This is a genomic window from Xanthobacter sp. NM-59 (assembly GCF_021401125.1).
In the GTDB taxonomy this organism is placed as follows: domain Bacteria; phylum Pseudomonadota; class Alphaproteobacteria; order Rhizobiales; family Xanthobacteraceae; genus Xanthobacter.
In genome coordinates, this window is sequence record NZ_JACBFQ010000001.1 from 1,080,590 (window position 1) to 1,094,917 (window position 14,328).

The 14,328-nt window shown below is 63.9% G+C and carries 13 protein-coding genes and 1 pseudogene; 10 read left to right on the forward strand and 4 right to left on the reverse strand.

Annotated features, from left to right (window positions below):
- The first annotated feature begins 344 nt into the window (after window positions 1–344).
- From rimO to L0966_RS05000, 3 genes are all read left to right on the forward strand, one after another.
- Window positions 345–1,688: a 30S ribosomal protein S12 methylthiotransferase RimO gene (gene rimO, locus L0966_RS04990; RefSeq protein ID WP_234050705.1), complete on the forward strand. Its 1,344-nt coding sequence runs from the start codon at window positions 345–347 to the stop codon at window positions 1,686–1,688.
- A gap of 260 nt (window positions 1,689–1,948) precedes the next feature.
- Window positions 1,949–3,604 carry a Na/Pi symporter gene (locus tag L0966_RS04995; RefSeq protein WP_234050706.1) on the forward strand — a complete coding sequence of 552 codons (1,656 nt, stop codon included), beginning with the start codon at window positions 1,949–1,951 and terminating at the stop codon, window positions 3,602–3,604.
- A 452-nt stretch (window positions 3,605–4,056) separates the two neighbouring features.
- Entirely contained in the window at window positions 4,057–5,277 is a 1,221-nt protein-coding gene (locus L0966_RS05000; protein WP_234050707.1) for a site-specific integrase, read from the forward strand.
- 64 nt (window positions 5,278–5,341) lie between these two features.
- Here L0966_RS05000 and L0966_RS05005 read toward each other — a convergent pair whose 3' ends face one another.
- The 3 genes and pseudogenes from L0966_RS05005 to L0966_RS05015 form a co-directional block, all read right to left on the reverse strand.
- Window positions 5,342–7,168 (reverse strand): SIR2 family protein, encoded by a 1,827-nt coding sequence (locus L0966_RS05005; protein WP_234050708.1) that lies wholly within the window; start codon window positions 7,166–7,168, stop codon window positions 5,342–5,344.
- Between the two features lie 810 nt (window positions 7,169–7,978).
- Window positions 7,979–8,271: pseudogene (locus L0966_RS05010) on the reverse strand (addiction module antidote protein).
- A 4-nt stretch (window positions 8,272–8,275) separates the two neighbouring features.
- Window positions 8,276–8,497, reverse strand: a complete 222-nt coding sequence (locus tag L0966_RS05015) for a type II toxin-antitoxin system RelE/ParE family toxin (protein ID WP_370640638.1) — start codon at window positions 8,495–8,497, stop codon at window positions 8,276–8,278.
- A 248-nt stretch (window positions 8,498–8,745) separates the two neighbouring features.
- Between L0966_RS05015 and L0966_RS05020 the strand changes: the two genes are divergently transcribed.
- Together L0966_RS05020 and L0966_RS05025 are read left to right on the forward strand one after the other, a co-directional pair.
- A complete protein-coding gene (locus L0966_RS05020; protein WP_234050709.1) occupies window positions 8,746–9,771 on the forward strand; it encodes a hypothetical protein in 1,026 nt (341 codons plus the stop codon).
- Window positions 9,772–9,835: 64 nt separating this feature from the next.
- Window positions 9,836–10,549, forward strand: coding sequence for a hypothetical protein (locus L0966_RS05025; RefSeq protein WP_234050710.1), 714 nt, complete (start codon window positions 9,836–9,838; stop codon window positions 10,547–10,549).
- 33 nt (window positions 10,550–10,582) lie between these two features.
- On the opposite strand, the gene L0966_RS05030 is transcribed toward L0966_RS05025, so the two are convergent.
- On the reverse strand, window positions 10,583–10,828 hold the full coding sequence (locus L0966_RS05030) for a helix-turn-helix transcriptional regulator (protein WP_234050711.1): 246 nt from the start codon (window positions 10,826–10,828) through the stop codon (window positions 10,583–10,585).
- 180 nt (window positions 10,829–11,008) lie between these two features.
- Between L0966_RS05030 and L0966_RS05035 the strand changes: the two genes are divergently transcribed.
- The 5 genes from L0966_RS05035 to L0966_RS05055 all read left to right on the forward strand — a co-directional run bounded on the left by L0966_RS05035 (window position 11,009) and on the right by L0966_RS05055 (window position 14,211).
- The gene (locus L0966_RS05035; protein WP_234050712.1) at window positions 11,009–12,019 is read left to right on the forward strand and encodes a YafY family protein; all 1,011 of its coding nucleotides are present in this window, start codon (window positions 11,009–11,011) and stop codon (window positions 12,017–12,019) included.
- A 51-nt stretch (window positions 12,020–12,070) separates the two neighbouring features.
- Complete coding sequence (locus L0966_RS05040) at window positions 12,071–12,424, forward strand: hypothetical protein (protein WP_234050713.1); 354 nt, start codon at window positions 12,071–12,073, stop codon at window positions 12,422–12,424.
- Window positions 12,425–12,679: 255 nt separating this feature from the next.
- On the forward strand, window positions 12,680–13,093 hold the full coding sequence (locus tag L0966_RS05045; RefSeq protein WP_234050714.1) for a hypothetical protein: 414 nt from the start codon (window positions 12,680–12,682) through the stop codon (window positions 13,091–13,093).
- Window positions 13,094–13,226: 133 nt separating this feature from the next.
- Complete coding sequence (locus tag L0966_RS05050) at window positions 13,227–13,682, forward strand: hypothetical protein (protein WP_234050715.1); 456 nt, start codon at window positions 13,227–13,229, stop codon at window positions 13,680–13,682.
- Window positions 13,683–13,707: 25 nt separating this feature from the next.
- Window positions 13,708–14,211, forward strand: a complete 504-nt coding sequence (locus L0966_RS05055) for a hypothetical protein (protein WP_234050716.1) — start codon at window positions 13,708–13,710, stop codon at window positions 14,209–14,211.
- Window positions 14,212–14,328: the final 117 nt, after the last annotated feature.

The window sequence follows — 14,328 nt, forward strand, 5'->3', positions numbered from 1 at the left end:
AGACGACAGCCGGCAAGGCCCCAGCCTCGCGCTGCGGTAGAGTTGACGCTCACATGCTGCAGCGCACCATCCGCCACCCGATGACGGACCCGGGCCAGCGGCCCGCCGCGCGCGGCATCGGCAGCGCGGAAACATTCGCCAGAAGCGGCAGAGTGCCCGCACCCATCCGCCGGCACGCCGGATGGGTGGCTGAGTGGCTCCCGCGGAAGCACTCCGGCACCAGCCTTTGCCTCGCCCCGCCGCGCGCGCCGCATTGCCGGGATTGACGGCGAGCCCCGCGTCCCCTAACCCCTGCGCCTTCATTCCCGGACATCGCCCCAACTTTCGAGAAGCCGCCGCGCATCATGGCCGAGACCGCGCAGAAGTCGCCCCGCATTTCCTTTGTTTCCCTCGGCTGCCCGAAGGCGCTGGTGGATTCCGAGCGCATCATCACCAGCCTGCGCGCGGAGGGCTATGAGCTCACCAAGAGCCATGCGGGGGCTGATCTCGTCATCGTGAACACCTGCGGCTTCCTCGACAGCGCCAAGGCGGAGAGCCTCTCGGCTATCGGTGAGGCGCTGGCGGAAAACGGCAAGGTGGTGGTCACCGGCTGCATGGGCGCGGAGCCCGACCAGATCACCGCCGCCCATCCCGGCGTGCTGGCGGTGACTGGCCCCCAGCAATATGAAAGCGTGCTCGCCGCCGTGCACCAGGCCGTGCCGCCCCAGCACGACCCGTTCCTGGACCTGGTGCCCGACCAGGGGGTGAAGCTCACCCCGCGCCATTATGCCTATCTGAAGATCTCGGAGGGCTGCTCTAACCGCTGCACCTTCTGCATCATCCCCAAGCTGCGCGGCGACCTCGTCTCGCGCCCCGCCGGCGAGGTGCTGCGCGAGGCGGAAAAGCTGGTGAAGGCGGGCGTGAAGGAACTGCTCGTCATCTCCCAGGACACCTCGGCCTATGGCCAGGACCTGCGCTATGCGCCGAGCCTGTGGAAGAGCGCCGATGGCGACAAGGAGGTGGCCACCCGCTTCCTCGACCTTGCCGCCGCCTTGGGCGATCTCGGCGCCTGGGTGCGCCTGCATTATGTCTATCCCTATCCCCACGTGGACGCGGTGATGGACCTGATGGCCGCCGGCAAGGTGCTGCCCTATCTGGACATTCCCTTCCAGCACGCGAGCCCCTCCGTGCTCAGGCGCATGAAGCGCCCCGCCTCCCAGGAAAAGACCCTGGCCCGCATCCAGTCCTGGCGCGAAAAGGTGCCGGACCTCACCTTGCGGTCCACCTTCATCGTCGGCTTTCCCGGCGAGACGGAAGACGAGTTCCAGGAGCTGCTGGACTTCCTGCAGGAAGCCGAGATTGACCGCGCCGGCGCCTTCAAGTTCGAGCCGGTGGCGGGGGCGGTGGCCAATGGGCTGGAAAACCCCGTGCCGGAAGAGGTGAAGGCCGAGCGCTATGATCGCTTCATGCGCGCCCAGCAGGCGGTTTCCGCCCGCCGGCTGAAGCGCAAGGTGGGCACGCGCCAGCAGGTCATCATCGATCAGGTGACCCCCTTCGGCGGCATCGGCCGCACCAAGGGTGACGCGCCCGAGATCGACGGCACGGTGAAGGTGGCCGCCCGCCGTCCGCTGCGCGTCGGCGAGATTACCTCGGTGAAGATCGAGGGCTCCGACGCCTACGACCTTTCGGGCACCGCCACCGGCTTCTGACGCCTCGCAGGCCGGCACCGGAAGAGCCGCGCCGGCATCGCGCCGTAGCTCTCCCGTGGCAGGCGGGTGAAATCCGCCTGTCGCTTCAGCCCTCGATCATTGTTGCATTGCACAAGCTGGGCCATTCGATTTAGGGTCTGCAGCCTTTCTCGAAGCGGCATCTGCTCAGGTCATCCGTTCCCGAACCCAGGGGCGCGTTGGGGCGCGGTCAGGCCGGTCCGCGTCGCGACACCTGTGAGTTTCCGCCGCGGAGCATTTGCATGTCTGTCCTTATCGGGCTGCTCGCCGGTCTCGGCTTCATTTTCATCGGCACGCAATTTCTCACCGCCAACATGAAGCAGGTGGTGGGTCCGGGCTTCCAGCGCCTCGTCGCGCGGGCAACGGGCCATCCGCTCCGTGCCTCGCTGGTGGGCGTGCTCGCGGGGGCAACCATCCAGAGCACCAATGCGGTGACGTTCATCGTCATCGGCCTGGTCTCGGCCGGGGCGGCCACGGTGCGCAATGCCATGCCCATCGTCACCTGGTCCTATGCGGGCTCGACCCTGCGGCTGCTGCTGGCGTCGTTCGACATCGACCTCGTCATCATGAGCGGCATCGCGGTGATCGGCTTTGCCTATCTGCTGGGCTATGACCGTGATGCGCGCTACCGCAACTTCGTCGCGGCCATGCTGGGCCTGTTCCTACTGCTTTATGGCGTGCAGCTGACCACCGACGCTTCCAGCTCGCTGCGCGACTCCGAAACGCTCAAGGCGGTCCTGTCCTTCGCCGACCAGTTCTATTTCTGGGGCTTCATCGCCGGCACCGCGCTCGCGGCCGTGGTGCAGGGGCAGACGGTTTCGGTGATCGTGGTGGCGCTGGCGGCGGCCGGCGTGCTCGCCATCGACCAAACCTTCCTCATCGTGGTGGGCGCCAATCTTGGTTCCGGCATCATGACCCTGGCGCAGGGGTCGAGCCTGAAGGGCACGGCGCGCCAGCTCAATCTTTACCAGCTCGTGCTCAAGCTGGTGGGCACGGCCATCCTGCTGCCGCTGCTCACCATCGAGCACTATACGGGTATCCCCCTCATCCGCGCCTTCGTCACCGATCTGACGGCGGATGCCGCGCTGCAGGTGACGGCGGTGCACTGGCTGTTCCAGATCGTCTCGGCGGTGGCGGCCTCCGCCTTCAACGGCCCGCTGTTTGCCCTCATCGAGCGCTGGAGCCCGCCGACCGCCACGGAGAACCTGAGCAAGCCCATGTTCATCACCGGCTATGCGGAAAGCCAGTCGGTGACGGCCGTGACCCTGGCCGAGCAGGAGCAGCGCCGCCTGGTGCGCCGCCTGCCCCACTTCCTCGACCAGGTGCGGAACAATCCCGGCGCCACCGCGGACGACGATGAAACCACCGCCAACGCCGCCAACGCCTCCCCCAAGGATCTGCGGCAGGCCGGCGACGAGCTAGCCCGGGACATCGACGCGTTCCTGAAGCGGGCCCTGCAGAATCCCGGCGCGCCCGCCGAGCAGGACGCGCTGATGGGCCTTTGGAACTGCAACCAATATGTCCATGGGCTGCATGCCGCCCTTGGCTCCATGGCCAAGACCCTGGCGGATCTCGCCAAGATCCCCGAGGTGGTGCCGACCGCCGCCAACCTCGCGGAGGCGACCCACGCCATGCTCACCTCGGTCATCGCGGAGCTGGAGAGTTTCGACGAGGATTCAGTCGACATGATCCGCGCCCTCACCGCCGAGCGGTCCGATGTCCTGCGCAAGATGCGTGAGGAGCTGATGGCCCGCGCGCCCAATGTGGCGCCCGCGCAGTGGCAGATGCTGTGGCAGGCCATGGACCATCTCGAGCAAACGGCATGGCTGCTGCGCCGCCTCACCGCCAACCTGGCCGCAGGCCCCATGGGCGACGCGGTCCGCCGTCGCGCAGCCTGAGAAGCTCCGCAGGCAAGCCTCGGCAGGAGAGACGCCGGAAACCACGCCCCCCGCGGGCACGCGGCGGCTCCGGATTCCAGCGGGCTTCGGCGATGGGGTCGCCATCACGTACGCCCCTCAAATTCGAGAGCATCGAAAGAGGCCCTACAAATTCACCCCGGCTGACGCCCGCCTCCGTTCGCCCAAGCCCGCTGGAATCCGCAGTCACAGCAGGGGCACACCACTCTTCAAGGGAGCGGAAAGTCCTTAAAGGTCAATTGTATAAGGCAGATAGAATGGCGGAGACGGAGTCCGACCTACTTCATGTCGCAGACATCCGCCCACTCCCGCCAACATTTAGAAAATATATGAGCGTCAGTGGATTATAGCGCTTGGCGTTTGTCGGCGTTCCGCGTCGTCCGCTACAATCCCGGCCCGGCGCTGGGGCAGATGCTGGGGCAGTAGGGTGGCGGATGGGACGCGAGACCAAGCGACTGAATGCACGCACTGTGGCGACCCTCACCACACCCGGACGCCATGCCGATGGAGGCAATCTCTACCTGTCTATCTCCAGCAATGGCGGCCGGCGGTGGATCTTCCTGTTTCGATGGGAGGGCCGGCAGCTGGAAATGGGGCTCGGCTCGGCACGCGATGTCTCCCTCGCACGGGCGCGGGAATTGGCAGATGCGGCCAGGGCGAAGCTGGCGGAGGGCATCAATCCCTTGCATCTGAAGCGGAGCGAGCGGGTCATTCCCACCTTCGGCGAGGCAGCGGACGCCCTGGTGAACGACATCGCGCCCGGCTTCCGAAATGCCAAGCACCTCGAACAGTGGCGTATGACCCTGACGGAGTATGCGGCGCCGCTGCGGTCCAAGTCGGTTGCCGAGATCACCACCGAGGATGTGCTCTCGGTGCTGAAGCCCATCTGGACCACGAAGAGCGAAACGGCCTCCCGGCTGCGCGGGCGCATTGAGCGCGTCCTGGATGCGGCCAAGGCCAAGGGCGATCGGTCGGGCGAAAATCCCGCCCGTTGGCGTGGCCATCTCGACAGCCTCCTGCCCAAACGCCAGAAGCTCCAGCGCGGTCACCACGCCGCTATGGCCTATTCGGCGGTGCCCGCCTTCATGACGCGATTGCACGCCCTCTCGGGTTCATCGAGCCTTGCGCTTGAGTTCCTGATCCTGACCGCCGCGCGCTCCGGGGAAATCCGAGAGGCCGTCTGGTCGGAGATTGATCTCGACACCAGGGTCTGGTCGGTTCCGGCACACCGCATGAAAGCCGGGCGGGCGCACCGTGTGCCCCTCTCCGAATCAGCCCTGGATGTGCTGCGGCGCGCGAAGGAGCTTCAGGAGCACCCTGAAGGCGACGCCTTCATCTTTCCCGGAGGAAAGCCGGGCAAGGCTCTGTCGGTGATGGCGCTGGACATGCTGCTGCGGCGTCTCAAGATCGAGGACACGGTGCACGGTTTCCGTTCGTCTTTTCGAGATTGGGCGGGCGAGGAGACGCCCTTTCCACGGGAGGTCGCGGAGGCGGCGCTGGCCCACACCGTGGGTGACGCCGTGGAGCGCGCCTACCGGCGTGCGGATGCTCTCGAAAAACGGCGTCAGTTGATGGAGGCGTGGGCGACCTTCCTGGCTCAGAAGCCAGGCGATCCGAAGCCGGTCGTTCCGGCGGAAGGCAACAGCGAAGCGTAACACCTGAGCGGGCTGATCAATAAGTCTATCAGCAGTGGCCGCCCTGGCGATGGCAGAGCGCATGTCAAGGCCTGTTGCTTACGCTACCCCTGCGTGCCAGATCCATTCTGACAAGCGCTGCACGCAGGGCGATGGATGACCGCAGCTTAAGCAGGGCGGAATATTCGCAACCTCGATACGAGTAGATGCACAGGGAGCGGTAGCTCCAGTAGACCCGATCGCTCAATAGAGTTCCGAACGATCGAAAGGCCTTCCAGAACTCGCCATAATGGCCGAATGCGGCCAACGCCTCCAACAGCTCTTGGCAGGTTAGTTGATCCTTGTCATAAACTCTTCTGTAGGCAGCGACCCGCCCAACAATATTGTTCAGCTGGGAAAAACTGTCGAGCAATGGTAGCAGGCGATCGATATCGGCAGCATTGTCAGTCGCACTTCCTATCTGAAGTTGCACTTTGAGATCGTCAGCGGCCGTCCGTATGAGATGGAGATCCTGCCATTCTCCCCGGCTGTAACGGACTTTTGCTGCGACGCTCATCCTGTCGGGATCGAGGTTTTCCCCGATGATTCTCCTCACGACTTTACCGATCACCGGAAGCTGTCGAAGGGCCTTCGCTACGAGCATGTCTAGATATGCACATTGAGCGTCGTGCACGTGGGTATCGAATGCTATGCGATCCTCTACCAGTGTATCCGCTGCACGGGCATGCCGTCGTCTGACCCGTAACAGCCCGACGATATTGCCGGACGTATAGTGTCTGCCTGCTTCGACAAAATGATCTCGAAGCCAATCGTCTGGGTTCTCCGTCCGGTCCCGGCGGGCGCTGATCGTCCGAACGACGTCAATCGACTTGCGATACGAACCGACACGCTCGAGCATGCTAGCGCGTAGATCAAGCGCCTGCAGGCTCTGTGACGCTACCGGGGTTAACTGCGCGAGTGCAGCAGCGGTCCCTACGGGACATGCGATGGAATGCAGGAACTCGGCTCGCCAGAGGTTGAAGGCATCCTGCTTGGCGGCCTCAGCGGCGAAAAGCGACGCTACGAGCTTCGGTTCTGACCAATCGGCCTCGAATCTCGATTTGCCAACAAGGAGCGCCGAAAACATCCTGTCGAACCCGCCGCCGCTTGCAAAGACGTTTGGAAAGTCCTGAGGATGCTGATGGACGTAGCGTAGATTATGGCTGGCATAGCTCAGCTCTTGGAGCGGGTCGGCTCGACCGAACAGCCACACCATGCGTGTATAGGGAGACCTGAAGAGGACCGGACAGATATCGAAATCACGGCCCGAGTAGCCCACCACTACAAGGTCGCGGCCACGGATGAGCTCCATCAGGAAATTTTGTTTCCACTTGGGGAGCATACCCTCCTGGGAGAGGCGGAAGACGAGCGATGATGGCTGGCTGACACAGCCGTGGATCTTGAATAAGGCTCTCTCGCGGGCAAGGTCTATTGTGTCACGCTGAGGTTTATCGATGACCGGAGTTGCGGCGATACCAGCGTGTTCGAAGAGCGTGTCGTAATTCGTCGTGATGATGTGAGCGAAGTGTCCAGCGTCAACTGCCTCTTTCACCGCAAGATGATAGCGGTTCCACCGGCCTTGTGAGTAGGTTTGCCGAAGGGCATCCTGACAAAATAGTATGTCTGGATAGTGCTGCAGAACGACCTCAAAAGGAGCATCAAGAGCGATCCTCTCGATGGTCGCTCTGGCGCCGGTCGTAAGGCCGAGGCTTTGGTCTGCCGTGGCCATAGGCGGACGTACCAAGCGCTGGATAAGCCCGTCGCTTACCAATTTGCCATTAGGCAAATTGCTTTCCTTGTCGGCCGACATGCCGCTGCCAACCAGCAGCACAGCGCCTTTGAACTGCGCATAGTCGAAGTCTTGGTGGATCATCGGTGTTCTTTCGGGCCGAAAGCACTCTCGTACAACGACGCACTCCATACGGGCAATTAAACTATCCTCCACCTGAAGTTAGGCGGTGTGGGCGGATTTGATAAGGATGAAGCTGAAAGCGAGGGCGAGGATTGCGGGGAAGCCGCGCTCCGTCTTCCCGCAGCGCAGGGCGACGCGCTTGAAGCGCTTGAGCCTGCCGAAGCACTGCGTGATGCGGGCTCGGCTCTTATAGAGCGCCTTCGGGCGAGAAAGCTGGGCGGTCCTTCGTGTTGGATTTGAACGGGATGGCGGGCGCGATGCCGCGCGCTCGGGCCCGCGCCCGGTTGGCCTTGGCGTTCTAGCCCTTGCCGGCGAGGACGGCACGCGGCCTGACATCGGGTCCAAGATCCAGCAGCAGCTTGAAGAGCGGGCTATCGCCGGCCTCGCCGCCGGTCAGGTGGAAGGCGATCCGCTACCTCAGTGGCGCCGAATGCGCACGACTGCTGAACGCGTGCCCAGAGGCGCTTCGTTCATTGGTACGCGGCGCGCTGCTGATACGCGCATCACCGAGAAGCACTATGCCCATCTCGCGCCGTCCTACGTTGCCGACACCATCCGGGCGGCCTTTCCGAAGCTTGGGATCGTACCGGAGAGCAATGTGAGGGAATTGGCGCCAAAGAAGGGATGACACGCAGACTTACGCGGCGTCGTCACCGACAGAGGTGCCGCTTCTTCCACTCGGAGCGCGATGATGCACCATGTCTTGGCATCTGGTACTCGGCCAGGATGTCGGACGCAGTGTGCCTCCGCAAGTCAGGCGAGCACTCCTCTTCAGGCTGCCTGGTTCGGTGCCACGGTCAGGTGAAGGCCCAGGGCGCCGATCACCTTCATAATGGTGGCCAACTCGGGGTTCCCCTCCGCGCTCAGCGCCCGGTAGAGGCTCTCCAGCGAGAGGCCCGCCTCCGGGCCAGCTCGGTCATGCCCTTGGCGCGGGCGATGTCGCCCAGCGCGGCGGTGAGCAACACGGAATCGTCTTCTTCGAGCACAACCTCCAGAAACACGACAATACTCTCGTCGCTGTCGAGGTGTTTGGCCACGTCCCAGTAAGTGGTTTTGATGGCCATCGCTTCAATCCTTCGTCTCGCGCGCCAGCACCTTCGCTGCGTCTATATCTTGGGATTGGATGCCTTTGTTCCCGCGATACAGCAGGATCACCAGCACCTTGTCCCGCTGGACGAAATAGACCCGATAGCCCGGCCCATAATGGATGCGCATCTCGCTGACGCCTTCGCCCACCGGCGCCGCGTTGCCTGCATCGCCGATGGTGAGGTGCTCGATGCGCGCGAGGATCTTCGTCCGCTCTCATGTCCCGAAGCCCGACGAACCATCTCGCGTAAGTCGCGGTCTGTCGGATTTCGATCATGCCGAAAATGTAGCCCATGGGCTACAAGCTACCCATGTCCCGGAGGCCGTCTCATGCACCATTCGACCTATGCCCGGAATTGACGTAGCGCCGGTGTATAAGTTCAACCCACGAGAGAAATGCGGATTGCCATTGGGTTGGTCGCACCCTGGCGCACACCACATCGCGGGGACGCATGAGCTGGTTTGGCAGACTGACGGGCTTTGAAGAGGCCGGCTATCACGAGACAAAGGACCGGCTGGAGGTCCGGGACGGACGCCTGCACTCGGGTGCCAATGGCCGGTCCTTCGGCATCGGCACTTTGGAGCTGGTGTCGCTGGACGAGCTGCGGCGCCGCGCTGGGGTGCCGGGCGACACGGGCGGCCTGAAGGTCGACTTCATCCACGCGGATGCCCGGCGGTTGCATCGGCGGCAGGAGAACGCCGGGGCGCTGTTCCAGGTGGCGTCCCAGTTCAACCTCTTGGAGATGGTGGGCTACGACGTGACCCCGGAGCGTGGCGTTGCCAAGTACGAGAGTGACCCCACCCAGGGCCCAGCCTGCGCCATAGCAGCCGGCGCAGCTACCATCTTCCGCAACTATTTCGCCCCCGTGGGTGGCGGCATCGGCCAGACCCGCGACCGGCAGCTCGACGGCTTGGCGGACCTCGGCGCCCGGCTCGGCGCGCTGACCGGCCGCCCCGTGAGCGATCTGTGGGAGATGCGCAACGGCTACGCCCTGTGCACGAAGGACGGCCTTGCCGCCATCGACGCGGCCGTGGCGGGTCTCGACGCCGAAGGGTTGGGCACCCTACGTGGCCTGCTGCGGATCGGGGTCCATGCCGATGTGGAGGTGACGGATGAGCCCGAGACGCCGGGCCAGAACGTGACGCAGGCTTTCTGCTCGGCGCTGCCGGTGAGCTACCAACGCAGCGTGCCCAAGGCGCTGTGGGCCACTTTCGCGAGCCTGGTGCTGGAGGCCGCCTATGAGGCGACCTTGCTCTGCGCCCTGGAGAACCTCGCGCGCGGCGGTTCGCAACGCGTGTACCTGACCCGGCTCGGCGGCGGGGCCTTCGGCAATGACGACCGCTGGATCAACGACGCCATCTTGCGCGCCCTGGAGCTGGCGCGGGCGTGGCCCCTCGACGTGCGCATCGTGGTGCGGGACCTCGGCGGGGTCGAGGGGCTGCGGTCCAACCTGAAGGCACGGGGGCTGGCTTCATAGCAGGACGGCAGAAGGTACTCCCGTCCATCGCAGCAACCGTTCCGCCGATTCCAGGATGTCCCGCATGTCCGCCAAGAAAATCGTGGTCTATTACCGCACACGCCCCGGCGAGCCCGTGGCCTCAGCGGCGGCGCTGGATGAGCAGAAAGCCGCCGTCGCGGCCGACCTCGCACAGCGCGATGTCACTGTCGTCGGTGAGTTCTGCGAAACGGATGACGGCGGGCTGGTGCGTCCGGCCCTGGCGGCGGCGCAACGGGCCTGCAACGCAGCCGGCGCGACCCTGCTCATTGCCAGCGTCGAGGCCATCGGCCGAGGGAACCCGTTCGTGCCCGCCATTTCCAGTGTGCCGGTGGAGTTCCTCCCGCGCAGCCCCGAGCCGCTCGGCAGCTTTATTCCCTGCCCGACAGGCCGAGGCGAGCAGGTGGCCCTTTGGCTGCGGCGGCACGGGGATGACCGGCGCATGTCCGTCTGCCTCGCCAATCCTGGGGCGGAGCCGTTGACCGGGATCGAGGTCGCCTCAGCCGGCATCACGGCGCAGCTTTCCGATCCCGAGACCGGCGGGCCACTCACCACTTCGGTTTCGACCCGGCACTTTCCGAGCCTTCCTGCCGGCAAATGCCTGATCGTCGATCACTATGATCCGCAGACGGATGGCGATGGCCTCACCGGATATGAGGTGAGCTTCACGGACCACGGCGGCCAATGCCGCACGGGACGCATCTATGTGGACAAAGGGGGCCCCACGCGTTTTTGGATGCGCCTTCAGATGACACCATAAGCGCGCCTTCTCGGCCCCGGCCGCCACGCCATCTCACTCGGCCGGCACGTCGCGCACCTGCCGGAGCAGGCCCAAGGGGTCGACGCCGATGGCTTCGGCCAAAGCGAGAAACTCGATCACGTCGATGCGGCGCTCGTTGCGTTCGATGTCGGCCACATAGGATTGCGGACGACCCAGCCGCTCGGCCACGGCCGCCTGGGTGAGGCCGGCCGTCTTGCGGGCCTCGATCACCAATTGGCGCAGGCAGGCATAGCGGGGCTGGCGCAGGTCACGCGGCACATCGAGCTTCCGATCCCCAATGGGATTTTGAGGGGATCGGTGAGTTAATCGACTTTTCGGATAATCGAGATTTCAGATAAAATGCCGCATTGTGCCTCCACTCACTCGCTCTCAAGTTGCGGCGCTGCGACGTCCGGCACGGGCGGGTGGAAGGCGGAACGGGAAGGGCGGATTCATTCCATGGTAAGCAAGGACAGGAAGCCCACTGAGGACAGCCGCTTCAGCAAGGTGAAAGTCGCCCTGGACCTGGCGCTGTACCTTGCCGCGAACACCAGCGGCCGGACCATCGACGACATCCAGCAGGAATATGAGCTGTCCCGCCGCACCGCCGAGCGCATGCGCGATCTGGTGGAGGAAGCCTTCGGCGAACTGGAGCGCCTGCCAGACTACGAGTCGAATGGACCGAAGGTGCGCTACCGCCTGCCTTTGCCCAAGGGCTTCAGCTTCCTCACCATGCCCACGGCGGAGGAACTGGCGGAACTCAGCAACCTTGCAGAGGCCATGCGGGCCCGTGACCCCGCGCGGGCCGACCTGCTCGACAGCCTCCGGCGGAAGATCGGCGCGGCCCTGCTGCCAAAGGAGGCGTTGCGCCTTGACCCGGATATCGAGGCCCATCTGAGCACGGAGGTGTGGGCCCATGTGCCCGGCCCCGCGCAGCTCTGCCGGCCCGAGGTGCTGAAGACCCTCCGCCACGCCCTTCTGGCCGAGCGCGCGGTGGAGGTCCGCTACCGCAAGATCGGGGAGGAAGAGCCTCACCTCTATCGCCTCGTGCCGTTCGGTCTCATCCTGGGCACGCGCCACTATATCGTCTCGGGTTTTCTTGACCGGCCGAAGCCCCATCTGCTGCGCCTCGACCGCATCGACCATGTCACCGAGCTGGCCGAGCCCGGCCGCCGGCCGGAAGGCTTCGACCTTCGGGCCTATGCCGATCGCTCCTTCGGCTTCTTCCAGGAAGAGCCGGAGCGCATCGAGCTGCTGTTCGCTCCCGCCGCTGCCGCCGAGGCCCGCAACACCGCCTTCCACCCGACGCAGGAGATGCAGGAGCTGGAAGACGGGCGCCTTCAGGTAACCTTAGAGGCCGGCGGTCTCATGGAGCTGGCGCATTTCCTGGCCCCCTGGCGTGACCATGTGGAGGCGGTGCGGCCGGAACGTCTGCGCAGCTTGCTGTCACAAACTGAGCGAGCAACGTGAATGCAGGGTGCGCCCTGAGGGCGTAACGGCATCGAACAGGACGAGGTCACAATGTCGGGTTTTCCAAAGCGTCTTTCCCTGATCGCGCTTGCACTGTTCTCCTCGTTGCTCCCAGCAAGCGTGTCGGCGCAGATCGTCGTCCCGGACGTGGAAAGATGGACCGACAAAGAGTGCAGGTGGCTGCATCGGCAGGCTCTGGACGCGTGCAAGAACCTCACCGACTGCACCGACACCAGCGATATGTCCATGTCGACGCAGCGGGGATTGAGCGCGCTGGATAACATCTTCACGGTTCGCAATCGCCAGGATTTTGATGGACTCTGCCTTAAAGTTTGCGAGACCAAGAAAATCCCCACTTACTCTGCCTTCAATAAGGGGTTTTGCGCCACCGTGAAGTCCCGGTAGTGCATGGCATCGCCGCGACCGGCGACCGCCCCCCGGAACTTCATCTTCTGCGTTGTGTGAGGAGCATCCCGCTCGCGTCGTCACCGCGTCGGGCAGTGACGAAGACAGAAAGTCTTCTGCTGAAGCCGTTGCTCCTCACGCTGAGCAAGCATCGTAAATGCAGAGATGCCCTTTTGCTCTTTGCAGGGGCACCGACACGTTCCGCAACATCACAGAGGTCCCAGAATGGCAGCGCATCCGACGATCGCACGACCCATGGCCTTCGCTCTTCCGGCCCTGGCTGTGCTGGCCATCGGCTTCATCAGCCCGGCTTTTGCGCAGAAGGGGCCGTTGGCGCAGATCCGGCCCGGTCTTTATTCCTTTGGTGAATATGGGGGCTGCGGCGATCCCGACGGGATGGATCACCTCTACATCGACAAGACGGAACTGCACCAATACGAAAATCACTGCAGGATCCGGTCGGTGCAGCCCCTTTCCGCCTCCTATATCCTGAAGATGGAGTGCGAGAGCGAAGGCGAGTTCTCACCGCGCATCTATGAGCTCACGCCGCAGCCTCCCGATATGTTGATCGTGAGGACGCGGGATAACGACACGGCAGCATCCGGGGCCGGTGATCCCACGACCTATCATTTCTGCCCGGCGGGCAGCCCCGGGACGGCGGCGAAGTGAAGCGTCGCGGGTTCCCCGTCATGCTGCCCCCTCTGCTGTGGCCACCCGCGTCGACATCAAGAAATAGCCCCGCGCCTCACGGTGCCCTGTGCGCCGCATTCCACCCTTACTCGCGACCGCGCGGGAGCCCTTCATGATGACCTCGAAGCAACAGACTGGCATCGGCTCTGCCCCTTCCCACTCCGCCGATGCGGTTCCCTGCGTTGGCATCTTCTGGTTCGTGATGCAGGCGGGCCGCCCCGAGCTTTTCACCTGCCGCACACCGTGGCCGGAGGCGGAGGACTATGGCGACTTCAAAACCGAGGCGATGGCCCATTACGATTTCTGGCCGAGGCTGCGGAAGAAGCTGAAGCTCATGGGCGAATATGAAGACTGGCCGCGCGGGCGCGTCGTCTATCATGTGCGCGATGAAGTCTTCACCGCCTATATCGACCGACAGCTGGCCGGCGACGGCTTCCGCGCAGCGATCCTCCAAGCTTTCCGCCTGCCACCCAAGCGGACCCGTTTCGCCTTCGATGCCCATTACAGCGGCGCGAAATTCAAGGTCTCGGGCCAGCCCGCCAGCTCCGGCGCATCGCCCACCTGCTAACGCTCTTTCAGAGAAAGGCCGTCAAATGACCTTCACGCGACGCCCGATGACGCCCGACGAAGAAAAGGCCGCGCATGACTTCATTGCCAAGTTCCAGGAAAAGGCGCTCCGCCGGGCCGCCCTTCGCAAAGCGGGCGTACCGCAAGTAGCCATCTTTTGGGTCACCAAGGTCGTCGGAAAATTTGAATTCCTGTCTCAATCGACGCCTTGGCCCGAAGCTGAGCAGGCCGGTGAGAATTGGGTGGAAAAATTTGCCCACCACAAGGAGTGGGATAGCCGTAAGGCAATGTATAAACTGGAAGGTGGCTGGACCGACTGGCCTCGGGGGCGAGTGAACTATAACCAGCCATCCGGCCTCTTCACAGTCTTCGCCGACCCACAGCTTGTGACGCCATATTACCAGAGCCAGATTCTGCGGAAATTCTCGCTTCCGGCTGGAGCGACGCGTTTTCAGCGAGACCCGCACTACGTCGCTAAGTTGCAGATTCCACTAACTTTGGACCCAGCCAGGGAAGACCCAACCGTCTGACTGCTCCCCACGCGAGCGGACCCACTTCGGCTTCGGTGCCCATTCTGGTGACGCGAGGTTCAAGGCATCGGAGCGGCCCGCCCGCTCCAGTTCATCTTGAGCTTCCGGCCGATTTTG